The organism is Bacillus sp. YBsi01 (genome assembly GCF_038406745.1).
Lineage (GTDB): Bacteria > Bacillota > Bacilli > Bacillales > Bacillaceae > Bacillus > Bacillus siamensis.
In genome coordinates this window covers 2,666,940-2,689,887 of sequence record NZ_CP151679.1, presented here as the reverse complement: position 1 = coordinate 2,689,887, position 22,948 = coordinate 2,666,940, and the positions used below count along the sequence as shown (strand labels likewise).

Here is a 22,948-nt window from a genome sequence, read left to right as displayed (position 1 = left end):
AATTCTTTTTCGAATGAAATGTAAAATGGAAAATAAGGATGCTAAACTATGAAATAACAAAAGATAGAAAAGTTTTACGGAGGAGGTGTTCAAAGAGCATGAACAGCAAACAAACCGATCACATTGAAATGAAACGCCGATTTCCGGTCTGTCTCGCGCTTGCTTTGACATTAGGCGTATTTGCCGCGGGTTCTGAAGAGCTGGTGATATCCCCGCTGCTCCCGGATTTAGCGCGGGCTTTCAGCTCGGATATCAGTGTGCTGGCGCTTTCCATCAGTATTTACGGAGTAATGATTTTTATCGGCGCACCGCTTCTTGTTCCCCTTGGCGATAAATATTCCCGGGAACTCAGTCTGATGGCGGGGCTGCTTATCTTTACGGCCGGAACGGTGATCTGCGCGCTGGCGCCCAATCTCTTTTTCTTCTTTCTGGGCAGAGCGCTTTCCGGACTTGCGGCGGGGGCGTTTGTGCCGACAGCATATGCAGTCGTCGGCGACCGTGTGCCTTATGCGTACCGCGGCAAGGTGATGGGTCTGATCGTTTCAAGCTGGTCGCTCGCTTTGATTTTCGGCGTTCCGATCGGCTCTTTTATCGGCGGCGTTTTGAATTGGCGGTGGACGTTTTGGATTTTCGCTTTGATGTCTGTCCTCGTTGCTTCGCTCATTTTCATTGAGGCGCGCCGCAGCACGGCGGAGGGGGGCAAAACAGAAGAGGAAAGCGGACGGCAGGCAGGCACCTTCCGGGATGCGCTGAAGGTGCCCCGTGTCCCTGTATACCTCACGATCACCTTCTGCAACATGATCGGTTTTTACGGCATGTATTCCTTTCTCGGCACATATCTTCACCGCGTGCTGCCGGGGGGAAATACCGCTTCCGGGCTGCTGATCATGGTGTACGGAATCGGTTTTTCCATGAGCGTGTTCACGGGGAAAATCGCAGACAAGGCGGGGAAAATGCGCTCTTTGATCGCGGCATTGGCCGTGATCAGCATATGGCTTGCCTGTCTCGCCTATGCGCCGTCATCAATGCCGATTTTGGTCATCGGGTTATTCATCTGGGGCTTGATGCAAAGCCTGACGGTGACCTTGCTCAGCACCATTTTAAGCGATTGCTCACATAGCCGCCGCGGCAAAATCATGGCATTTTACAGTCTGGCGTCCAATTTGGCCGTGACCTTGGGCTCGGCTGTCATGGGTCCGATCTATGTCGGATACGGATATGCAGCTGTCGGGTTTATCTGTGCGGCCGTCACCCTCATCGGCTTTGTCCTCAGCGTTTTTGCTTACAGAAGATATGGCAGTTATGAGTATAGGGCCGATCAATCATTGTATCGGTAAATAAAGTTTATAAGAAACACCCCGCTGACAGCGGGATGTTTTTTTATATGCTTTTCATGCTTCCGCCGTCGGCCGATACCTGCTGTCCCGTAATATAAGAAGCTTCTTCCGAGGCGAGAAAGGCAGCCAGCGCCGCGGTTTCTTCGGCGGTTCCGACACGCTTCATCGGAACGCCCGAGGCAATCCGTGCTTCCGCTTCCGCCTCGGAAATTCCGTTTTGCTTCATCATGTTCTGCACAAATTGGTGATAACGATCCGTGGCGATAAAGCCGGGATTCAGACAGTTGACAGTGATGTGAAAAGGCGCAAGCTGAGTGGCGATATTTTTGCTGGCATTAATTAAAGCGGCGTTCATCATGCTGTTGGTGAACATGTCGGCGCCGGGTTCTTTCCATAGGTTTCCGACGATATTAATGATTCTGCCGGATTCGTGCTGCTTCATGATCGCTGCGGCCGTTTTCATAGAGTCGATATAGGCGATTGTTTTATTCGTAAAAGTATTGGTCATATTCTCTATATCACAGTTTTCAAAGGTATCCGGCGCACCGCCGGGAATGTTGTTGATCAATACATCAAGCCGTCCGCATTTTGATCTGATGTCCTCAAAAATGCCGGTTCTCGTCTTCTGGTCCGACATATCCCCGGCCAGAACGGTGACGCCCGCATCCGGATGCTTGGCGAGGATCTCCTCTTTTACCGATTCAATATTTTCGGGAACCCGTGAATTAATGACGGTATGAAAGCCATTGTCCGCCAGTTTCAAAGCAATCGCTTTGCCGATCCCCTGACTGGCGCCCATAATAAATGCGGTTCGTTTTGACAACTGTCTGCACCCCTTTACAAAATGGAATCTCCTTAACATCGTAAAAAAAAATGATTAAAACAGCAAATCTTATTTAAATTCTGACAAATGAAAAAACCCGCCGGATAGGCGGGTGGGTGTTACACGTGCAAAAACTTCGGAAGCGTGTCGAGAGACAATCGGTTTCCGACAAAGAATGAGCCGAATTCGCCGTAGCGCGCGCTGACCTCGTCAAAACGCATTTCATAGACAAGCTTTTTGAACTGAAGCACATCATCACTGAAGAGCGTGACGCCCCATTCATAATCGTCAAAACCGACAGATCCCGTGATAATCTGTTTGACTTTGCCTGCGTAGCTCCGTCCGATTAAGCCGTGGCTTCTCATCAGGTTTCTGCGTTCATCCATAGAAAGCATGTACCAGTTGTCATTTCCGCTTCTTCTCTTATCCATCGGGTAGAAGCAGACATATTTCGCTTCCGGCAGCTCAGGATACAGGCGGGCGCGGACATGCGGATTTTCATACGGATCGCCTTCTCCGCTTGCCAGATAGTTGCTCAGCTCAACCACGGACACGTAAGAATAAGCCGGGATTGTAAATTCAGCAAGCTTTGATTTATTAAATTCAAGCTCGATTTCGTTCAGCTCTTCCATTGTCGGGCGAAGAATCATCAGCATAAAATCAGCTTTCTGTCCGACGATGCTGTAGATGGTTTGCGAGCCTTTGCCTTCTTTTTGGGCGACGCCCCATTTTTCAAGCAGTCCCGTAAATTCGTGTATAATCGACAGGCGCTCATCGCTGGATAACTGCTTCCATGACGTCCAGTCCATTGTGCGGAAATCGTGAAGCGCATACCAGCCGTCAAGCGTTTGTGCGGCCTCGTTCGTTTTTTGCTGCTCACTCATGTATCTTCACTCCTATATCTTTTCATTGATGCCTTCACTATATCACAGTTTAACCGTTTCGGCTGTGGAGAAACCTTGAATAATCCCACCCCTTGTATCAGAAACTAAGCCGTAAACTACCCGTCAGTTAAATTAGTTAGAAAAATAAGATTTCTTATTGAAAGCGCTATAATAGAAGTTGGTTATTTGAATTTAGCTGGAAGAAGAGTATGCTGTAAAAGTAAGCGTTTTTTGTCAACATAGAGGAGGGTATATCGTGGCAGATTTATTTACAAAAGTACAAGAAAAAGTAGCAGGAAAAGATGTGAAAATCGTATTTCCTGAGGGGTTGGACGAACGTATCCTGGTTGCGGTCAACAATTTGGCGGGCAACAAGGTATTAAAGCCGATCGTAGTCGGCAATAAAGAAGACATTCAAGCAAAAGCGAAAGAATTAAATCTTACACTTGACGGCGTTGACATTTTTGACCCGCATACATATGAAGGCATGGAAGAACTCGTTCAGGCTTTCGTAGAACGCCGCAAAGGCAAAGCGACGGAAGAACAGGCCCGCAAAGCTTTGTTAGACGAGAACTATTTCGGCACGATGCTTGTGTACAAAGGTCTCGCGGACGGACTTGTCAGCGGAGCTGCACATTCTACTGCCGATACGGTGCGCCCTGCACTGCAAATTATCAAAACAAAAGAAGGCGTGAAAAAAACATCAGGCGTCTTCATCATGGCCCGCGGTGACGAGCAATATGTGTTCGCTGATTGCGCGATCAACATTGCCCCTGACAGCCAGGACCTTGCTGAAATCGCCATTGAAAGCGCCAATACGGCTCAAATGTTTGATATTGACCCGCGCGTTGCCATGCTCAGCTTCTCTACAAAAGGATCGGCAAAATCTGATGAGACGGAAAAAGTGTCAGAAGCGGTGAAAATCGCGAAGGAAAAAGCGCCTGAGCTTACGCTTGACGGCGAATTCCAATTTGACGCTGCATTTGTGCCGTCTGTTGCGGAGAAGAAAGCGCCGGACTCCGATATTAAAGGAGACGCGAATGTATTTGTATTCCCAAGCCTTGAAGCAGGAAACATCGGCTACAAAATCGCTCAGCGTTTAGGCGGCTTTGAAGCGGTCGGACCGATTCTGCAAGGATTAAATATGCCTGTAAACGATCTTTCCAGAGGATGTAATGCGGAAGACGTCTACAATCTTGCGTTAATTACGGCTGCTCAAGCGCTGTAATCCGGAAAAAGCCGGCCTTTTAAGAAGGCCGGCTTTTTTTATAGAAAGAAAGCCACTGCGGCCCAGCCGAACAGCGATAAACAGAGAGAGCCGATCAAGCCAGCCGCGAGCGCCCGCCAGCCATTATGACGAAACGCCGATATATGAACGTTCAAACCGAGACCCGCCATTGCCATGCCGATTAAAACATAGGACACTTGAACAAGAAACGCGGAATGCGCGGCGGAAATGATGCCTGATGTGTGGATGGCGCTCATTCCGAGAAATCCGAAGATAAACCAAGGGATCGGCAGTGAAGCAGCAGAGACCGTCTCTGATTTCCCGCTGCGGCGCGCCCGCATTCCAAGCATGAATGCGGCCGGGACGAGCAGCGCGACCCGAGTCAGCTTGACGATCACCGCCATCTCGACGGCTGCTTTTCCTCCGGCGCTTCCGGCCGCCGCCGCATGCGCCACCTCATGAAGCGTTGCCCCGCAAAAGGCGCCGTAAGCAGCAGGAGAAAAGCCCAATACATGATAAGAAAGAGAATATACAACAGTAAAAACGGTTCCTAATAACGAAACGGCGGCTGCACTGATGGCTGTCGCATTTTCGTTTGACCTGATCTGCGGCGCGATCGCGGCAATGGCAGCCGCCCCGCAGATCGCTGTGCCGCAGGCTGTTAACATGCTGAGTGTCTGATCAATGCGAAACAGCCGGGACAGTCCGTATACGACCGCACCCGCAACCATCATACAGCAGACGGCAATTGCAAATACGTGCCAGCCGGCATGATAGATATCCGTCAAGTTCAGTCTCATGCCAAGCAGGATAATACCGGCTTTAAGCAAGTATTTGCTTGAGAATCGAATCCCCGGCTCCAATGCCGCCTGCTGTCCGAAAACGGCGCGCCAGACCATTCCGATCAGCATCGCGAGGACAAGCATTCCGAGCAAATTTAAAAACGGCAGGCGGCTGGCATAGAAAGCCGCAAACGCAATTCCTGCGGTAACTGAAACACCCTTTACCATCTTCATCTCCGTCACTTCCCGTTAGGTTGATAACTCCACTTTACTGCGGTCTTAATCATTAGTAAAATATATTTATATGATCTAAACAATTAGGAAAAATAATGATAAGGGGCGATGCTTTTTGTATTATGGGGAACTGAAAACATTCATTGCCGTCGTGGAAGAAAAAAACTTTACAAAAGCGGCGCAGAAGCTGATGATTTCTCAGCCGAGCGTCAGCCTTCACATTAAAAATCTGGAGAAAGAATTCCAAACCGCCTTGCTGAACCGCTCCCCGAAGCACTTTACGACTACGCCGACGGGGGACATTCTCTATCAGCGCGCCAAGCAAATGGTCTTCTTGTACGAGCAGGCGAAAACCGAAATTTACGCCCATCATCATTATGTCAAAGGGAAGCTCAAAATCGCCGCGAGCTTTACCATCGGCGAATATATTCTGCCGCCGCTTCTTGCAAAGCTTCATGACGAGTATCCCGAACTGAACCTTGACGTCATGATCGGGAACACGGAGGAGGTCAGCGAAGCAGTTCGGATGCTTCAAGCCGATATCGGATTAATAGAAGGACATACGGGGAAAAACGAGCTCGACATTCAGCCGTTCATGGAGGATGAATTATGCATTGCTGCTCCGAACGGGCACCCGCTCGCCGGCAGAAAAAACATCCCGGTCACCGACTTGCAAAATCAAGCGTGGGTGACGAGGGAGAAGGGTTCGGGGACGAGGGAATATTTGGACCATGTCCTGCATTCAAACGGACTGCGGCCGAAATCCATGATGACGATCAGCAGCAACCAGGGCGTCAAGGAAGCTGTGATCAGTGGAATGGGTCTTTCCGTTCTGTCAAAAAGCGTACTGCAAAAGGATCTGCTTCACGGCAGCATTTCCGTGCTTCAGATCAAAGGATTTTCCTTAAAGCGGAAACTGTCTATCATTCAATCTTCCATTATGGAGAACACAAAAAACAAAGAAATCTTCATCGCTCTTTTGAAAAGTCAATTTCAATCATCTTAAGCGGAATGATATAATAAATGCATGGAGAGCCTATGACGAAAGGGATTTAATATAGATGGGAAAGCAACCGATTGATTTATTGATGCAGCCGAGCTGGAGAATCATTGACCAATCCAGCCTCGGTCCTTATTTTGATGCGAAGCAGTCATTCGCAATGGATGATACGCTGTGCGCCTCCGTAGGCAAAGGGGAATCGCCTGCGACAGCACGCTCGTGGGTGCACCACCGGACGATCGTGCTCGGCATTCAGGACACACGCCTGCCGTTTTTAGAGGACGGCGTGAAATTGCTGGAGGACGAAGGCTATCGTGTAATTGTCCGCAATTCAGGAGGCCTCGCGGTCGTTCTCGATGAAGGCGTATTGAATATCTCGCTTATTTTTGAAGATGAGAAAAAAGGCATCGACATCGACAGAGGCTACGAGGCGATGACGGAGCTTGTGCGGCGGATGCTGCGTTCGTACAATGCTGAAATTGAAGCATATGAAATTAAAGGATCGTATTGTCCGGGCAGCTATGATCTCAGCATCGGCGGGCGGAAATTCGCGGGAATCTCACAAAGGCGCCTGCGGGGCGGAACCGCAGTTCAGATTTACCTCTGCGCTGATAAAAGCGGAAGCGAACGCGCCGATTTGATCAGACGTTTCTATCAAGCCGCTTTAAAAGACAAAAGTAATGACATAAAAGGCGTGTACCCCGACATCCGGCCTGAAACGATGGCTTCCTTAAGCGAATTGCTGCAAACGGACATTACCGTGCAGGACTTAATGCTGTCACTTTTAACCGAACTGAAGGAACGCAGCGGCCGCCTGTATGCAGCCGGATTATCGCCGGAAGAAGAAATGGTATTTGAAAAAAATCTGACCCGAATGCTGGAACGGAATGAGAAGGTGTTCGGTACGCAGGAAAGCTTGGACTAGGTCCGGGCTTTTTTATTTTTAGTAATTATATACTAATTAGTTATAGTGAAAAAAGAATCGTTATTCTAAAACTAGTTTACAATTTATCCCTTATTTGATTAATATATTGTTGTAGGCTCCAAATAATTCTATAAACTAGAGGAGATGGAGATATGAATTTTAAAAAAATAAAAGAGGAAAAAAGAATCACGATCCCGACACATTTGTTAGCCGGAGATGCTGAGCAATCAGGCAATAGCTTTGCTTGGAGCGGCTGGGTGCTTGTAGTACCAAGCCAAGAAGACAATCAAAACCCGAATTTGAATTTCAATGATTTAGCCGTTCAGAATTAGATTCAACCGTTTGGAACCTACGCATCTTAGAAAAGGCGGTGAGAGTTTGACACAAGAGTATATAAGAGAAATTAAGCGGGGAGCACTGTCATGGATTGTTGAGAATATCCATTATTTTGATATGAATCATAAAGTAGCGAACGATTTCAGATGGCGGCTTAAAACATTTATAGAGCTTATTTTTCTTACCAATTACCTGATCAGAAATCAGGCAGATGATAAGGAAGTTGCTGTTTTAACGGAATTTATTACAGAAAGGCTCCGTAATGATCAGCTTGAAGAATTTATTCATTTTGATCCGGACGGCCTTGCCGGATTGGCTATTGCAGGTGAATTTCTTGTCTTAACTGATCACCCGACACGGGCTTCAGTGATATGGGAGCTGGAAAAATTCACGGCGTCTCGTTTTGATGAAAGCCTTGCTAAAATTCCTTTTCGAAAAATGGATCTGAAGTACAGTCTGCAAAGAGCAGGCGTAAATTTAGAAATGCCGGATTTTTCTGATTTATACTGCTACACGGCAGCCGGTCAAAATATCCCAAATACATATATGACTGACCATGATGCGTACAGTATCACTCATACGATTTTTTATATAACAGATATGGGATGTTCTTCGCTTACAGATAAAGAGTATCATCTGCCCTCCTTAAAAGAAAAGGTCCTGAAATTTCTCGGGATTTATATATGTCTTGAGAATTTAGATATTACCAGTGAATTATTGATGTGCAGCTCTTTTTTACATATCGACATGGAAAAAGAAAATCATAAACCGCTCTATGAGGCAGCCTGGAATAAAATATTTCAGGGCCGAATGAAAGAAGGGAATATCCCGAGCATCACCTATCAACATAAACCCGGTTTGAAAGGTGAACAGCAAAGAGAAGATGTGTTTAAACACTGCTACCATACAACACTTGTCGCCGCGGGTGCCGCGCATGCTTGTCTTAGAGCAGAAAGGAACGATTAACTTGAATAGATTAGCTGAAGAGACAGAACAATTTTTATTATCTTTTGCTGAACAATCGCTTCCGGATATGAAGAGCATTCAGCTGTTTGCCGGCTTCTGCAAATACTACAGGAAGACGAGCCATTCTTCCGTTCTAAAAGAACATATTGAAAGGATTGCGGCAGCCTTCGTTGATAAGTCATGCTGGGAGGATCTGTTTCACTGCAATACGGCCATAGTCAATGAATTGATTCATATCTATTTAACATCAAAAACTTATAAAAAGAAGCAGGGATTGCAAGCGGATGATCAGATCATACGTCATGGATTGCAAAACGGATATCTTACAAAAAAAGAATGGCCTTATTTTAAATACGCCGAATTAGTCGGTTTGCTGAACGAACTGGAAATGCCATTTGATCAGGAAAAAGTCCGTTTTTACAAAAATTCGATGTTTCAGCCTTTGCTCCGCGACGCATGGAAAAGAACAGCTGAAAACGAGCTTGAGTTTATTGAGTACTGTCTTCTTCATTTGAATAAGGGGGAGCATCAGCTTCATCCCGGCTTGAAGGCTTCCATTCAAAAATGGCTTGTGTTTTGTCTCAGCAGCCGAAAAATGAAACAGCTTTGCACTATGTTATTGATCCAATCGTGTATCGATCCTTTTTTTTATGGCTGTCAAGCAGCCCTTCATTACATAAATAACGAGAATCCATCCATTCAATGTGCTCCGGCTCTTCTGCCGGCGATTGAGATTCTGAATCTGGAGTGTGGAACATGCAGATAGTAAAGGGACATTTTAATATAAAAAAAACAGAAGAATGGCTGCTGGGTTTTTGGAAGAACCTTCAGCTGCAGCCGGAAGAGATGGAAGCTGATGACCTTATGCACCTGTTTTGCGGTTTAGCGGCATGTCATCATTTTGAAAGCAGAAAGGATACAGAAGAAGTTATTCTATTCCTAGACCGTTATTTCGGAGAAAAAACACATGAATGCCACCCGGTCCTGTTCGCGTATGCGTATCATGTTTACCGCAGGATGGATGCCGCAAAAAGCATTTTTTTTCATAACGGATTTGAACAAATGGTCCGCGGTTTACAAGAGGAACTGAAATCAGAGCCCGCCTCTATGATCCTCATGGTGTTAGCAGCTTATTTTGGGGCAGTGACCCCGGAAGAGCTGATCATTTTCTTAGAAACTGCAATGAAACGGGAGGCCGATTTGCTCACGGCACCGGGCGGCATGCAGGAAGAACAGGCAGATGCCCTTTATGCCGTCTCTTATTTGCAAATGAAAGAATTACAGCCTTTTCTCACAAAATGGTACAAAACATCGGACTTTGCTTTCTCAGGTTTAATGTTAGCCGAGTGCAGAAAGTATCACATTGATGCCGTTGCGAAATACACAGCCATTATGAAATTTCTTCGATTCGATGAGGCTCTTTTTATACAGGAAGGGCGGGAATTTCTACGCTTTCAGCAGCGAAGCAGCGGGAGCTTCGGTTATTTGAATCCATTAGCGATGGATCAAGGGAAGGCCAGCGGCAAATTGCTGGACCGTCAGTATTTTCTGCCGTCCGCTCATTATGCCGCCGCCTCTTTGTCTATGCTGTAATGTCTCTCCTTTGAAAGACGGAAAAAGAAATCAATAAACAAATAAGAAAGTAGATCGCTATAACCGTCACGGAATAGGGAATGTTTAACGTTGAAATTGCATCACCCGCGCTTTTATTTACATAAGCAACGAGATTTAAATGCGGAAATAGTGTGAATTTATACCACGTAAATTGTGCAAGCAAATCTGTTCCGCCCAATATACTGCCGGCAAACAGCAGTAAAACGGATAAGCAAAGGGAGAGAGCCTGACTTTTGAACAATACTGACAAAGTGAACGCGATGGTGACAATACTTATAATTGAAATGAAACGCAAAAGAAGGATGATCCCTGATGCTTTTATGGAACTGATGGTATACAGACTGTCATTTAAATGAGTATAGACGAGCGGATATGAAGCATTGGAAAAACCGAATAACACGCCGCCGATCAGCAAACAGCTCACACAGTAAAACAAATAAACCATACCGGTAAACAGAAGGGACGCGAGAAATTTTGATGCTAAGATCCGCCATCTTCGGTTCGGGCTTGTGGCGATAAACTTAATCGTCCCAAGGGCAAACTCTTTAGAAACAACCCCGCAGACGGTTAAAATCGCGGTTAAGCTTACGAAAATCTCAAGACCGTTTGAAGTAACCGTGCCGAAAAACCTCCAGCCGTTCCATTCATAGGGGTTGATGTTATGCTCCAAGTAATAGTCTTTATTCTTAACATCAGCAGAATAATAAACGCCTGTCGTTTCAGCCGGTTTATCAATTTCTTCCTGTTTTTTTTCGGTGAGAAGCCGTTCCTTCCAATTGTTATCCGAGGAAGCATCTAACTCATGATTCATAATAAGGCCGGCCAGCAAAACGATGAGAAACAGGAAAAAAAGAGATAAAAGCGTGCTTTTTTTTCGGGTTATTTTTATGAATTCGTTCTGCGCCAGATGAAATATGCTCATACCGCGTCCTCCTGATCTGTAATCATCATGTATTTTTCTTCCAATGACAAAGTTCTTGCAGAAACGCGGGAAATCAGAATCTCTTTCTCTGCCAAAGATTTAATGACATACGGGATGGTATCTTCTTCCGCTTCCAATTCAATAATGCGGCTGTCTTTTTGCTGTACTTGAAGAATACCTTCCTGTTCCAAAATTTCTTTCGCCCTTTCAGAGTGATTGACCGTGATGGTAAACAGCTTTTTCTGGGCAGGGTCATTTCTTTTCTTCATTTCTTCAATTCCTAAAATCCGGCCCTTTTTGATATAGGCAACTCTGTCGCAAATTTCCTCTATTTCAGATAATAAATGGCTTGATAATAAAATAGAAACCCCTTGCTTCGCTAAATCAGAAAGAATAGTGCGCAATTCTCTCATTCCTTTAGGATCGAGGCCGTTCATCGGTTCATCCAGAATTAATAACCCGGGATTGTGAAGAAGAGAATAAGCGAGCCCCAAGCGCTGTTTCATACCTAATGAGAAATGTTTCACTTTTTTACGGGCAGCCTGCTCTAATCCGACTTTTGCAAGGATATTCATGAGGTCATCCGTTTTCAGCGAGGTGCTCCGCAGTCTGGTGAAATATTTCAGGTTTTGCAAAGCGGTCATATTCGGATACATGTCCGGGCCTTCGATGATAACCCCGATATGATTCATAAAATATTCAAAGTCGCTGTCCGGTCTGCCCCTGAACGAAATGGTTCCTTCCGTTTTTTTAATAAGCTGTACGATCATTCTGAAAATAGTGGTTTTTCCCGAGCCGTTCGGTCCGAGAAGGCCGAAAATCTCACCTTTTCTCACATCGAAAGAAATTGACTGTACAATCGGAGTATGATTGATGGTTTTAGAAACATTTTTCAATATCAGGGCCGGTTCAGTCATAATATTTGCACACCTTCCTTATGAATTAGGATAAAAGCCGTCAAAACCGAAGAACATGCTTCCGATCAGACCGGCTGCGATTAAAATGAGAGCAATGCTATACCACATTTTGCGATTCAATGGTTTCCCTCCTTACAACGCTGACATTCCATTTGAAATAGCGCAAAAAGATGCGGAATATCAGTTTCGAAAGATCAAATCCGGCCATAAACACTGCCATACCGGCTCCGAGGACAATACATCCGTTAAAGATGGCTGTTATAATCGGCACTTTTACGAGGAGAAAGAATGATCCGGTCATCAGCATAAGGCCGATCGCCATCAAACTTAACACCGTAACAGAGGCAAAAAGAAACGGTGTCAGCGTAAACATGAAGTTGAACATGCCCATACCCAGCAGCAGACCGAATGCCTTGAAAAAGGAGCGCCATGTCTTCTGCTCCTGGGCATTATTGATGAAAATATCCGCTTTTAGAGTGCGCGCAAGTGTTTTTGGATGACCTAAATTGCCGGCGATTTGTTCATCGCTTTTTCCTTCAGCCCCGCCCATGTCAAATATTTCGCTGATATCCGCGAGTATCTCTTTTTGTTCAAATTCCGGCAGATCTTTTATTTCCCGCCGGAGATGTTTTAAATATTGGTCTTTACACATTCATTTTCCCTCCTTAATGATGCTGTTCACTTTTTCGGACAGGTCAAGCCATTCCGATTTTAATGTGTGATGATAAAAGGCGCCTTCTTCTGTTACTTTGTAATATTTGCGTGACGGGCCTTGATCTGAAGCTGCTGTATACGTTTTTAAATAGTTATTTTTTGTGAGTCTTCGTAATATGGGGTAGATGGTGCCCTCCGATACAGGGAACGTTTCACTTATGATCTTGATTAATTCATAACCATATAAATCTTCATAAAGAAGCAGGGATAACACACAAAGTTCCAACGCTCCTTTTCGTAATTGGCTACTCATTTACTATCATTCCCATCATATCTAATAATTGTATTATTTATACAGTGTATTGCACAGTAGTAAATCAAGCAATAATTCCCAAGAACCATTTGGGGCGAGGAATTGAATCTTTATGCTTATGTGCGGACGGGAACCGAGATATGCAGGCCTTGCGGGAAGAAGACCTCATGAACAATGTTTACATTAATATAGATCAGGTTGTACGTCATTGACAAATGGCAAAAACCCCTTTTTCCATGACAAGGAAAGGGGGTTTTTCCGTTATTCGGCCATTTTTTCTAAATTGCCGTTCCGGTCCATTTTGAAGGACGGGGAGGCGTGTTCGTCTTCTTCAAATAAAACTAGTTTTCTGGCTCTGTTCATAATTTTAACCAAGGTTTCGTAGTCTTCCTGAATGGTTTTTTGGTCTTTTTCAAGCTTTTCGACGGCCGCTTCCAGCTGCTCGGTTTTAGACTGCAATTCTTTGTTTTCCCGTTTTAAACGGTCATTTTCCATTTGCAGGGCGGAAGTTTGCTTTCCGCTGCCTTCATAGCTCTGCAGAAATTGAATGACGTCTGCCATTGTGAGCTCCGCCTTTTGGCTCGGCTGCTGAGGCGCCAGCAAATGTGATAAACTAGCTAACTCTTCCTTGAAGCTTTCATCGACATAAGGCATATGTTCGCCGGACATGACGGCTTGCCGGTCTTCTTTAGGCGCTTCTGCTTGAACCGTCTCTTCGGCTGCGGTTTCCTGCATGATATCCGCTTCCGGAGCAGGCGGCTGATATAATAGTTTCTTCTTGGCCGGCTGTCCGTTTCCGAGCGCGCGCATCCGCTGTTTCCGCTGTTTTTTGGCGAGCTGAAGCGCTTTTTCGTATTGATGGCGGACGACGGCATTCCATCTGAATCCGCACGCTGCCGACGTTCTGTTTAACTTATCGCCTACCTCTTCAAAGGCGTTCAGCTGCGTGCTTCCTTCCCGAACGTGACGGAGCACGGTTTCCGCAAGCAGCAGGTCGTTTTCTTCTGACCAGGCGTCCTGTCTTTGTTTTGTCAATGTTCTCAACCCCCAATATCTTTGATGGTATTAGAATGTCCAGATTGGAAAATATTTATACAAATTGGCTGAAAGAATGAGAGATACGCAGAGCCTTGCAGGATAAGATGAATCCTTGTACAATGAGATGTGATGTGATTTTTTTCGTTTTTAAAATTAAGATTTAACATAGAGGAACATTGAATGAAGGGAAGCGTACATCATGGCTAATGAATTCCGAGTGTGTGATGATTGCCAAGCCACCAATATTAAGACATTGCTGCCGCGTTTAAAAGAAGCTGACCCGGATGCAAAAGTGGAGGTCGGCTGTCAGTCATATTGCGGGCCCGGACGCAAAAAATCGTTTGCTTTCGTAAACAACCGCCCGCTGTCGGCGCCGACTGAGGACGAGCTGATTGAGAAAGTGAAAAAGAAGATCAAAAAGTAAATGTGTGTTTCGACAGCCTCGCCCGATGGGTCAGGCTTTTTTGCTTCAAAAAAATCAGTTTCGGAAAAAGTGGAACAAAACGCCGGACAAATTCAAGGATGTTTTCAAAAGACTGAGCCGATATAATAGAATCACGGCTAAAAAAAAGAGGGAATGACGATGGCGTATCCAAATGGAAAATTATCAGAAGAAAAAGTGTTTAAAGATCCCGTTCACCGCTATGTACATGTGCGGGACAAGCTGATCTGGGATTTGATCGGCACCCGTGAATTTCAGCGGCTGCGCCGGATCAAACAGCTCGGTACGACGTATTTGACGTTTCACGGCGCGGAACACAGCCGTTTTAACCATTCTCTCGGCGTCTATGAGATTGTCAGAAGAATGGTTGACGATGTTTTTAAAGGGCGCCCTGAATGGGATGACAATGAACGCGAACTCTGTCTCAGCGCCGCGCTTTTGCACGATTTGGGACATGGGCCGTTTTCGCATTCCTTTGAAAAGGTTTTTCATCTGGATCATGAAGACTTTACGAGAGAAATTATTCTCGGCGATACCGAGGTGAATCAGGTTCTCAGAAAGGCGGGTCCCGGATTTCCGCAGGATGTTGCAGAAGTCATTGCTAAAACATACAGAAACAAACAGGTGGTCAGCCTGATTTCGAGCCAGATTGACGCCGACCGGATGGATTATCTTCAGCGGGACGCGTACTATACGGGCGTCAGCTACGGACATTTTGATATGGAACGGATTTTAAGGGTGATGCGTCCGCGTGAGGACCAGATCGTCATTAAGCAAAGCGGCATGCACGCCGTCGAAGACTATATTATGAGCCGCTATCAAATGTATTGGCAGGTGTATTTTCATCCCGTGACGAGAAGCGCTGAAGTCATTTTGACGAAAATCCTCCACCGTGCGAAGCAGCTCCATGAAGAAGGGTATATCTTCACGCATGCTCCCGTTCATTTTTATTCCATCTTTGAAGGGAAGCTGACGCTTGAGGATTATCTGAAGTTAGATGAAGCTATCATTTTATATTATTTCCAGGCTTGGGAGGATGAAGAGGATCAGATTCTGTCCGACTTGTGCCGCCGCTTTATTAACCGCCAGCTGTTTCAGTATGCCGAATTTAACCCGAATGAGGAAATGTCGGCTTATTTTGAACTGACTGCTCTGTTTAAAGAGGCGGGAATTGATCCCAATTATTATTTGGTGGTCGATTCTTCATCGGATCTGCCGTATGATTTTTACCGACCGGGTGAAGAGGAGGAGCGTCTGCCGATTCATCTGTTAACGCAGAACGGCCAGATCAAAGAGCTGTCCAGGCAGTCCGCCATTGTCGAATCCATTTCGGGGAAACTGCGGACGGATCATAAGCTGTACTATCCGATGGACCTCATTTTTGACGATTCAGAAAACCCTGAAGCGAAATTAAAAATCCGGCAGCTGCTGGGACTGACATAAAAGGATTTTGGTAAAGAAGGAAAAGGAGATGTCGGGAATTTGTTGAAAGAACATGCAAAACTGATGAAGGTGTTCTCGGATTCTGGAGAAATCATCGGGCGGAAAAAGCTGCAGAAAATCATTTATATCGCGAAGAAAATGCAGTATCCTTTCTACGAAAAATATGATTTTCATTTTTACGGCCCGTATTCCGAAGAACTGACGCTTCGAATTGAAGAGCTGTGCAATCTTGGGTTTCTGGATGAGGTGAAGGAAAAAAAGGGCGGCTACTTTCAATACCGGTATTCGCTGACGGAGACGGGCGCTGAGTTTTTACATCACGCGGAGCTGACGATGCCGGATATGAAGAAGTACATCGACAGCGTCAACAGCCGTTCATCCCGGTTTCTGGAGCTGGTGTCTACGATTTTGTATTTTGACGGCCTTGAAGCTGAGGAAAAGAAAGAGAAAGTGTTTACGATAAAGAGCAAGCAGAAATATACAGATGAAGAATATGATGAGGCGCTTCACTACATAGAAGAGCTGAAACACATTTGTTAAAGGCGATGGCTTTCGTCTTTTTTTATGTAAAAACCAGGCCGCAACATGCGGGCCTGGTTTTGTTTATTGTCTCAATTTGCTGTGCTTGTACGAATATAAAAAGTAAACGATCACGCCGATGATCAGCCAGGCGGCAAAATAAAGCCACGTTTTCAGCGGCAGATTGACCATTAAAAACAAACAGCAGATAATGGCCAAAATCGGCAGTACGGGAACGAAAGGCACTTTAAATCCCCGAGGCAGATCCTTATGAGTGCGGCGCAGAATCAGCACGGACAGACTGACCATGGCGAATGTCAGCAATGCGCCGATGTTTGAGAGATCCGACAGTTCTTTCAGATCAACAAAACCCGCAATGCATGCACTGATCAGTCCGATCAGCCACGTATTAAAGATCGGCGCTCCCGATTTCTTTCCGACAATGGTAAAGACTTTCGGCAGCATTCCGTCTCTTGCCATCGCCAAGGATATGCGGGTCGCTGCATACGTATGCGCGAGAATGACGGCCATCAGCCCGATCACCGCTCCTGCAGCGATCACGCCCGCCACCGCATTTTGTCCGACAGTCTGCAATACATAAGACATGGCTTCCGGCACATTTAGCTGTGTATACGGAACCATCCCCGTCATGACGAGACAGACAATGACGTATACTAATGTACAGATCACCAGTGAACCGATAATGCCGATCGGCAGGTTGCGCTGCGGTTTTTTGACCTCTTCAGCCGAAGCGGAAATCGCGTCAAACCCGAGAAACGCAAAAAAGACGGCAGAAGCCCCTGTGATGACGCCTTTCATTCCAAAAGGCATAAAAGGATGCCAATTGCCCGGCTTTACAAAAAAGCTGCCTGTGATGATAAACAGCAAAACAATTCCGATTTTTACGAGAACCATTATATTATTAAATGTTTTGCTCTCTTTGGAGCCGCGTGACAGAACGACCGCAATTAATAGAGTAATGATGATGGCAGGAAGGTTGACGATGCCTCCCTGGCTCGGCACGTGCAGCAGACTGTCCGGCAAAGGCATGCCGATTTCGGCTAACAGATTATTGAAATAGCTTGACCAGCCGCTTGCGACCGCGGATGCCGTCACCATATAAACGGATAAGAGCGTCCAGCCCATTAAATGGCCGATAATTTCTCCCATCGTCGTGTAAGAGTAAATATAAGCACTTCCGTAAACCGGGAGAACAGAAGCGATTTCGGCGTAACATAATGCTGCAAGGCTGCAGACAACGGCTGCAATGATAAAAGAAAAGATAACGGAAGGCCCGGCGTTTTTCGCGGCCGTAATGCCTGTAAGGACCATGACACCCGTCCCGATGACGGCGCCGATGCCCAGTAATGTTAAATCAAATCCACCCATCGTTTTGGCAGTCTGCCTGTTTCTGCTTTGTTCAAGCAGCTGGGTGATGTCTTTTTTTTGTAGGATATTCCGCAACACGCATCCCTCCATCCGAAAGCAAAAACCAAGAGGAGCTCTTTGGCTTTTACCCGTGTCACATCTTCTGTGTAATCAACAATCCTGTGTTCTGTTTCCCTGTCTGTTTCGTTTCTTTTCCAATCATATTGTCTGCCGCATCCGATCAGATCAGCCACCTTTATGATTTTACCTGAATCGTGTCTATAAAACCAGCATTGCATAAAAGGATATGGTAAAAAAGAGGGAGACAAAAGTCTGTACGAGGCAGGATAAAAGTTGCGGGCATTCCGGCCGGAATTTTGACTTTCTCCGTAAGGTATCAGTAAAATGTAATAAAAAACTAACAAATGATGATGGATGCATCTTGAAATGGGGAGTTTCTGCATGAAGCACGATAACTTACAAGCAAATGTACTGGATTACGCTCTTACAAAGTATTTAAAGAGCACGAAAAAGCTTGATGAGGCGACAATTCCGAAGAGTATCAATAATATCAGAGGATTTATTCTGAGGATTATTTACCGGCACGGCACGTGTACGATTAAAGATATATTGCAGGAGGTTACATTATCACCTTCCGCCACGACAACCGCTCTCAATCATTTAGAAAAAGAAGGGTTCGTAGAAAGGTCGAGAAACAACGAAGACCGCCGCACGGTATGGATGACGCTTTCCGAATCGGGAAAAATGGCGGCCATGCAAATGATTGAAAACCGGCAGCTGCTGATTGACGAACTGTTCGAAGCATTGACAGAGGAAGAAAAGAAAATCTTTTTCAGCCTGGTTGAAAAGATTGTGAAATAAGCCGGCCTGCGTACAGCATTGCCGGCCTTTATCAAGGATTACTCCGTATCGCTGATCCGTTTGCCGGCGACGGCGTAATGATCCTTTCTCATTTCTTCAATCATGACAATGATCTTTTCTTCGGCTGCGCCTGTCGTTTCTTTGACGGCTTCTGTTACTTTTTCAACCAGATTCCGTTTTTGTTCATCTGTGCGGCCTTCAAGCATTTTAACGGTTACGAGCGGCATGGTGCTGATCCTCCTTTATCGTTTCCTCTCTTTGGAAGAGAGATCACTTATAGTATACTGAATGAAGGACAATCTTGCATTTTTTAAAAAAGGGGATTTTTACATTTGGACAGATTTTTATATTATCCGTTGGAGCTTATGCCCTATGTCGTCATTACGCTGATCGTGGCATTTACGATGCATGAACTGGCGCACGCGTATGTCGCGTATCGGTTCGGTGATGATACAGCGGCGAGACAGGGAAGATTAACGCTCAATCCGATTAAACATCTTGATGTTTTCGGAACCATTCTTATTTTGGTCGCGGGTTTCGGCTGGGCCCGTCCGGTGCCGGTGAACCGCCGCGCCTTTAAAAGACCGCGGCTGGCCGGGGTGCTGGTTTCCGTCGCCGGGCCTGTAAGCAACCTGCTTCTTGCCTTTATCGGTTTCTTTTTGCTAGTGTTGATGCATGCTTACGGAATGGAGCTGCTTTCGGCATTCAGCATGGGGCTTGACCGCTTTTTCTCTATATGGATTCAGCTGAATCTCGCGCTTTGTTTATTCAACCTGCTGCCGCTTCCTCCGCTTGACGGCTACCGGATTATTGAGGATCTCGTGCCGCCGCGGGTGCGCGCGAAAATGACTCAATTTGAGAGCTACGGGATCATCGTGTTTCTCGTTTTGTTTGTGACACCGGTCGGCTCCTATGTCGTGTGGCCGCTGTTAAGCGAGGGTAGAGACTGGATTCTCAAGGTTTTTGCCATTATATTTCAACCGCTTTTGTAGGAGGGTATTTTCATGGAAGAAAAAAAGAAAAAAACAATCGGATTTAATATCATTAAAAGTGATCCGACCGACGGACATGGCGGTTTCGGCGCCGGATCGCTGAGCCTTGACAATATTTCTCCGGTATTTGTCGATGTGGAAGAGAAGGAAGCCTTCGTCGATATCGGCGCCATGCACGCCCGCAGTGTCGTAGAAAAAGGGATCAAATTCCTGCCGAACAAGGATGAAGTGCCGAACGGAAAACCGTACTGGCTCGTGTGGGTCACCATTGACAGAAAAGAAGAAGGCCCTTATTACGCGGGTGTGACGGCTTGTGAAATGACCGTGGACAGAAGTATCCGCAGAGGTTATAAGTCATTGCCGGAGCATGTGAATTTAATGGATAAATCAATGAAGCGCCGCATTATCGTGGATAAAATGGATGACAGCTCAAAGCAGGTGCTTGCTGAATTTCTTCAGAAGCATGACCAAGGGCTCTGGGACCGTTCATCTGATGAATTGAAGACGGGTCTGCTTCCGGAAGAAAAATAATTTGTGAACTTTTTGTGAACTTTATAAATATTTGCACTATTTTACATTTTTACTGAGTAAACTGTTGATACAGAATCAGGACATGGAAAGTCCCGAGCCGAACCAAGACTCGGGGTTTTTCATGTTTAGCGGAGGTTTCATCATGTTCACCGTATTTGAAATCGGGCCTTGGGTCATTGAAGCAGATGCGGCGGAAACGAGAAAACAATATGAAAAATCATGGGCTGAACCTTGCGATTGCGGGAGCTGCCGGAACTTTTCCGAGGCGATGAATCTCCTTCCCGCTGAGAAAACAAGGCTGTTTACACAGTTTGGGATTCGTCCGGCTGTCTGTCACGACTTGGGGGAGCATGGAAAGGAAAACGGCCTGCATCATTATGCGGGCAGTTATCCGATTGTCGGCAGGCTTAGGGAAGGCTGTCCGGAGTATCATATTGAGAGAGCGGGAGATATCCGCTTTTCATTTTCTTTGCCGAGTACAACATTTTTTATACCGAAGGATTTTCCCGATCCTATTATCCATCTCGACTTTTCACTCTTGCTCCCGTGGGTGCTTGAGGAAGAAGCGGAGTAAAGCCCGGCGCACGATGCACCGGGCTTAGTCTTTTTTGCCGAGCCACTTATCCCACCACTTTCTGCGCGGAGGTTCCTTGCGGGCGGGAGCGTGTTCCTTTTCTTTTTTAGACGGTTCCGGTCCATAGCACACATCCGCGGGCTCAGTGCCTGCGATGAAATACGTATAATGCTTTGCGGCGCATCCGGGTCCGGAAGTGTAGCCGGATGCGGGATCGATATAGACGCCCGTGACGCCCTTCGGCGGTTTAAGCGCTATTTCCGGTTCTCCTTCGAGCGCCTTCTCCATAAAGTCCGCCCAAATCGTCTTTGCATAGCTTTTTTCCTCTACGGAATCAATCGTGCTGCTTTTGTCATAGCCTGTCCAAACACCGGCGGCAAGAGCGGGATTAAAGCCGATCATCCAGCTGTCTGCGCTTGTGGTGCCTGATTTCCCGCCGTACGTCCGGGTCAGCCTGTCTGAAATGGTGCGCCCTGTGACGGAAGTATAGCCGTTTAAATCCTGATCAAACATGCCCGTCATCATGCTCGCCGTCACAAATGCGGCTTTTTTATCGAGCGCCTGCTGATGTCTGCGCGGCTGTTCATACAAGATATTGCCGGCAGTATCCGTTACTTTTGTGATAAAGGAAGGGGTGATTTGTTTCCCCCCGTTTGCGAGCATCGCGTAGGCATTGACCATTTCAATCGGGCGCACGGGTTCAGTTCCGAGCGCCAGAGACGGAAGGGGCTTTAAATGTTCGCTGATGCCGAATTCCTTTGCCGCCGACACGAGCTTATTCATGCCGAGAAAGAGGTGGGTCTTCACGGCATAGATGTTGTCTGATAACGCAAGCGCCTGAAGCAGCGTAATCGGTTTATTGGCGTAGTAGCCGTTGTAATTGCTTGGAGAATAAGTATCTCCATTATCGTCAATCTGAAACTCTGTTTCTTCGCTTTTCATCAGCGTGACCGGAGTAAAGCCGCTTTGAATCGCTTTGTAGTATAAAAGCGGCTTGATCGTGGAAGCCGGCTGGCGTTTCGCCTGTGTCGCCCGGTCAAACGGGCTTTTTTCGTAATCACGTCCGCCGATCAGCGCAAGTACGCGCCCTGTTGCCGGATCAATCGCGGAAAAGCCGACCTGAATGTCAGAGCCGGTACGGATCGTATGTGCCACAGTGTTTTCTGCGATCCGCTGCATGCGCTTATCAAGCGTTGTATAAACACGCAGCCCGCTCGTTGTCAGCTGTTCGCGCGTCATCCCGAGCTTTTTCTCGAGTTCTTTCATCGCATCATCGTAAAAATAAGGCGCTGTTTTTGCCGCGGTTCTGTTTTTCAGCGGCTGATAGGCAAGCGGTGTTTTCTTGAGTTTTTCCGCCTTTTCTTTTGAGATCATTTTCTGTTCGGTCATCAATCGGAGAATCGTTTCCTGGCGCTGTTTGGCCTTCTTTTCACTGACATAAGGCGAATAGCCGGACGGGCCTTTCGGTATGCCTGCCAAAAGCACGGCTTCCGCATCGTTCAGATCTTTGGCGTGTTTGCCGAAATACAGGCGGGAGGCGGCTTCAATTCCGTATGCGCCGTGGCCGTAATATATCGTATTTACATAACCTTCTAAAATCTCGTTTTTAGAATAGTTCTGTTCAAGGCGGATCGTATAAAATGCTTCATTCCATTTTCGTTTCCATGTCTTATCATGCTCAAGATAGAGGTTTCTTGCGTATTGCTGGGTGATGGTGCTGGCGCCCTGAACCTTGGCCATTGCTTTTATGTCAGCAAGCGCGGCAGCGGCCATCCGCCGGTAATCAAATCCGTGGTGGCTGTAAAAGTTTTGATCCTCTACCGCAATGGCGGCCTGCACCGCCACCGGATTAATATCTTTTAACCGGACCCAATAGCGTTTTTCACCGAAATCGGTCTCTCCCAGCTTTGAGCCGTCATTTGCATAAAGAATCGTAGACTGAGGGACCCGGACGGAGGGGGCGCCCTGCCATTTCGCTGCAAGAAGAACGGATGTGAAGCAGACACCGGCCAGCATTCCGCCGATCAGTGTCAGAAAGATGCAGGCGCGGATGATTTTGAGCGTGATTCTGAGCTGTTTTCCAGATACTTTATCCACTTTTGGGAACCCCCTTTTTCATGATTCTATTATTATGTGAAAAAAGGGGGTTTTTTAAACATATCAAACCGGACACTTCTTTACTTTTTCCCCTCCATCCTCTATACTTTTTCCTTAGGTGAAAATG

The 22,948-nt window shown here is 46.3% G+C and carries 26 protein-coding genes; 15 read left to right on the top strand and 11 right to left on the bottom strand.

Annotated elements, in window-relative coordinates:
* The first annotated feature begins 98 nt into the window (after positions 1-98).
* Entirely contained in the window at positions 99-1,337 is a 1,239-nt protein-coding gene (locus AADZ70_RS13500) for an MFS transporter (RefSeq protein ID WP_045925787.1), read from the top strand.
* A gap of 43 nt (positions 1,338-1,380) precedes the next feature.
* On the opposite strand, the gene AADZ70_RS13495 is transcribed toward AADZ70_RS13500, so the two are convergent.
* Both AADZ70_RS13495 and hemQ read right to left on the bottom strand, forming a co-directional pair.
* Positions 1,381-2,160 (bottom strand): SDR family oxidoreductase, encoded by a 780-nt coding sequence (locus tag AADZ70_RS13495; RefSeq protein WP_342007174.1) that lies wholly within the window; start codon positions 2,158-2,160, stop codon positions 1,381-1,383.
* A 119-nt stretch (positions 2,161-2,279) separates the two neighbouring features.
* Positions 2,280-3,044 carry a hydrogen peroxide-dependent heme synthase gene (hemQ, locus tag AADZ70_RS13490; RefSeq protein WP_016937570.1) on the bottom strand — a complete coding sequence of 255 codons (765 nt, stop codon included), beginning with the start codon at positions 3,042-3,044 and terminating at the stop codon, positions 2,280-2,282.
* Positions 3,045-3,300: 256 nt separating this feature from the next.
* On the opposite strand from hemQ, the gene pta reads away from it, so the two are divergent.
* A complete protein-coding gene (gene pta, locus AADZ70_RS13485; protein WP_045926607.1) occupies positions 3,301-4,272 on the top strand; it encodes a phosphate acetyltransferase in 972 nt (323 codons plus the stop codon).
* A gap of 38 nt (positions 4,273-4,310) precedes the next feature.
* Here the strand turns inward: pta and AADZ70_RS13480 are convergent, their stop codons facing one another.
* Positions 4,311-5,288, bottom strand: coding sequence for a putative sulfate exporter family transporter (locus AADZ70_RS13480; RefSeq protein ID WP_342007173.1), 978 nt, complete (start codon positions 5,286-5,288; stop codon positions 4,311-4,313).
* A gap of 115 nt (positions 5,289-5,403) precedes the next feature.
* On the opposite strand from AADZ70_RS13480, the gene AADZ70_RS13475 reads away from it, so the two are divergent.
* The 6 genes from AADZ70_RS13475 to AADZ70_RS13450 all read left to right on the top strand — a co-directional run bounded on the left by AADZ70_RS13475 (position 5,404) and on the right by AADZ70_RS13450 (position 10,108).
* Complete coding sequence (locus tag AADZ70_RS13475; RefSeq protein WP_016937573.1) at positions 5,404-6,294, top strand: LysR family transcriptional regulator; 891 nt, start codon at positions 5,404-5,406, stop codon at positions 6,292-6,294.
* A 55-nt stretch (positions 6,295-6,349) separates the two neighbouring features.
* Positions 6,350-7,213 carry a biotin/lipoate A/B protein ligase family protein gene (locus AADZ70_RS13470; RefSeq protein WP_342007172.1) on the top strand — a complete coding sequence of 288 codons (864 nt, stop codon included), beginning with the start codon at positions 6,350-6,352 and terminating at the stop codon, positions 7,211-7,213.
* A gap of 152 nt (positions 7,214-7,365) precedes the next feature.
* Complete coding sequence (locus AADZ70_RS13465; protein WP_016937575.1) at positions 7,366-7,545, top strand: hypothetical protein; 180 nt, start codon at positions 7,366-7,368, stop codon at positions 7,543-7,545.
* Between the two features lie 46 nt (positions 7,546-7,591).
* A complete protein-coding gene (locus AADZ70_RS13460; RefSeq protein ID WP_016937576.1) occupies positions 7,592-8,515 on the top strand; it encodes a hypothetical protein in 924 nt (307 codons plus the stop codon).
* A complete protein-coding gene (locus AADZ70_RS13455; RefSeq protein ID WP_342007171.1) occupies positions 8,484-9,281 on the top strand; it encodes a hypothetical protein in 798 nt (265 codons plus the stop codon). The genes AADZ70_RS13460 and AADZ70_RS13455 overlap by 32 nt, the downstream gene beginning before the upstream one ends.
* On the top strand, positions 9,272-10,108 hold the full coding sequence (locus AADZ70_RS13450) for a hypothetical protein (RefSeq protein WP_342007170.1): 837 nt from the start codon (positions 9,272-9,274) through the stop codon (positions 10,106-10,108). Before AADZ70_RS13455 ends, AADZ70_RS13450 begins: the two co-directional genes overlap by 10 nt.
* Here AADZ70_RS13450 and AADZ70_RS13445 read toward each other — a convergent pair.
* From AADZ70_RS13445 to AADZ70_RS13425, 5 genes are all read right to left on the bottom strand, one after another.
* Entirely contained in the window at positions 10,098-11,051 is a 954-nt protein-coding gene (locus AADZ70_RS13445) for an ABC transporter permease (RefSeq protein WP_342007169.1), read from the bottom strand. The two genes, AADZ70_RS13450 and AADZ70_RS13445, sit on opposite strands and share 11 nt — an antisense overlap.
* Entirely contained in the window at positions 11,048-11,968 is a 921-nt protein-coding gene (locus AADZ70_RS13440; protein WP_342007168.1) for an ATP-binding cassette domain-containing protein, read from the bottom strand. Before AADZ70_RS13440 ends, AADZ70_RS13445 begins: the two co-directional genes overlap by 4 nt.
* 97 nt (positions 11,969-12,065) lie before the next feature.
* Positions 12,066-12,620, bottom strand: a complete 555-nt coding sequence (locus tag AADZ70_RS13435) for a DUF1700 domain-containing protein (protein WP_342007167.1) — start codon at positions 12,618-12,620, stop codon at positions 12,066-12,068.
* Positions 12,621-12,935 (bottom strand): PadR family transcriptional regulator, encoded by a 315-nt coding sequence (locus AADZ70_RS13430; RefSeq protein ID WP_012118696.1) that lies wholly within the window; start codon positions 12,933-12,935, stop codon positions 12,621-12,623.
* 261 nt (positions 12,936-13,196) lie between these two features.
* Positions 13,197-13,970, bottom strand: coding sequence for an RsfA family transcriptional regulator (locus AADZ70_RS13425; protein ID WP_016937584.1), 774 nt, complete (start codon positions 13,968-13,970; stop codon positions 13,197-13,199).
* 202 nt (positions 13,971-14,172) lie between these two features.
* Here AADZ70_RS13425 and AADZ70_RS13420 point away from each other — a divergent pair, with 202 nt between their 5' ends.
* The 3 genes from AADZ70_RS13420 (at position 14,173) to AADZ70_RS13410 (ending at position 16,398) form a co-directional block, all read left to right on the top strand.
* Entirely contained in the window at positions 14,173-14,397 is a 225-nt protein-coding gene (locus AADZ70_RS13420) for a DUF1450 domain-containing protein (RefSeq protein WP_003151034.1), read from the top strand.
* A 159-nt stretch (positions 14,398-14,556) separates the two neighbouring features.
* Positions 14,557-15,858: an HD domain-containing protein gene (locus AADZ70_RS13415; protein ID WP_016937586.1), complete on the top strand. Its 1,302-nt coding sequence runs from the start codon at positions 14,557-14,559 to the stop codon at positions 15,856-15,858.
* 39 nt (positions 15,859-15,897) lie between these two features.
* The gene (locus tag AADZ70_RS13410; RefSeq protein WP_007407653.1) at positions 15,898-16,398 is read left to right on the top strand and encodes a YwgA family protein; all 501 of its coding nucleotides are present in this window, start codon (positions 15,898-15,900) and stop codon (positions 16,396-16,398) included.
* Between the two features lie 63 nt (positions 16,399-16,461).
* Here the strand turns inward: AADZ70_RS13410 and AADZ70_RS13405 are convergent, their stop codons facing one another.
* Positions 16,462-17,841: an amino acid permease gene (locus AADZ70_RS13405; protein WP_016937587.1), complete on the bottom strand. Its 1,380-nt coding sequence runs from the start codon at positions 17,839-17,841 to the stop codon at positions 16,462-16,464.
* 366 nt (positions 17,842-18,207) lie between these two features.
* Here AADZ70_RS13405 and AADZ70_RS13400 point away from each other — a divergent pair, with 366 nt between their 5' ends.
* Complete coding sequence (locus AADZ70_RS13400; RefSeq protein WP_016937588.1) at positions 18,208-18,627, top strand: MarR family transcriptional regulator; 420 nt, start codon at positions 18,208-18,210, stop codon at positions 18,625-18,627.
* A 38-nt stretch (positions 18,628-18,665) separates the two neighbouring features.
* Here the strand turns inward: AADZ70_RS13400 and AADZ70_RS13395 are convergent, their stop codons facing one another.
* Positions 18,666-18,854, bottom strand: a complete 189-nt coding sequence (locus AADZ70_RS13395) for a 2-hydroxymuconate tautomerase (RefSeq protein ID WP_003151042.1) — start codon at positions 18,852-18,854, stop codon at positions 18,666-18,668.
* A 105-nt stretch (positions 18,855-18,959) separates the two neighbouring features.
* On the opposite strand from AADZ70_RS13395, the gene AADZ70_RS13390 reads away from it, so the two are divergent.
* From AADZ70_RS13390 to AADZ70_RS13380, 3 genes are all read left to right on the top strand, one after another.
* Positions 18,960-19,619 (top strand): site-2 protease family protein, encoded by a 660-nt coding sequence (locus AADZ70_RS13390; protein ID WP_003151043.1) that lies wholly within the window; start codon positions 18,960-18,962, stop codon positions 19,617-19,619.
* A gap of 12 nt (positions 19,620-19,631) precedes the next feature.
* Complete coding sequence (locus AADZ70_RS13385; RefSeq protein WP_016937589.1) at positions 19,632-20,150, top strand: YwhD family protein; 519 nt, start codon at positions 19,632-19,634, stop codon at positions 20,148-20,150.
* A 142-nt stretch (positions 20,151-20,292) separates the two neighbouring features.
* Complete coding sequence (locus tag AADZ70_RS13380; protein ID WP_188154327.1) at positions 20,293-20,724, top strand: hypothetical protein; 432 nt, start codon at positions 20,293-20,295, stop codon at positions 20,722-20,724.
* Between the two features lie 24 nt (positions 20,725-20,748).
* Here the strand turns inward: AADZ70_RS13380 and AADZ70_RS13375 are convergent, their stop codons facing one another.
* Positions 20,749-22,821: a transglycosylase domain-containing protein gene (locus AADZ70_RS13375; protein WP_188154328.1), complete on the bottom strand. Its 2,073-nt coding sequence runs from the start codon at positions 22,819-22,821 to the stop codon at positions 20,749-20,751.
* Between the last annotated feature and the right edge of the window lie 127 nt (positions 22,822-22,948).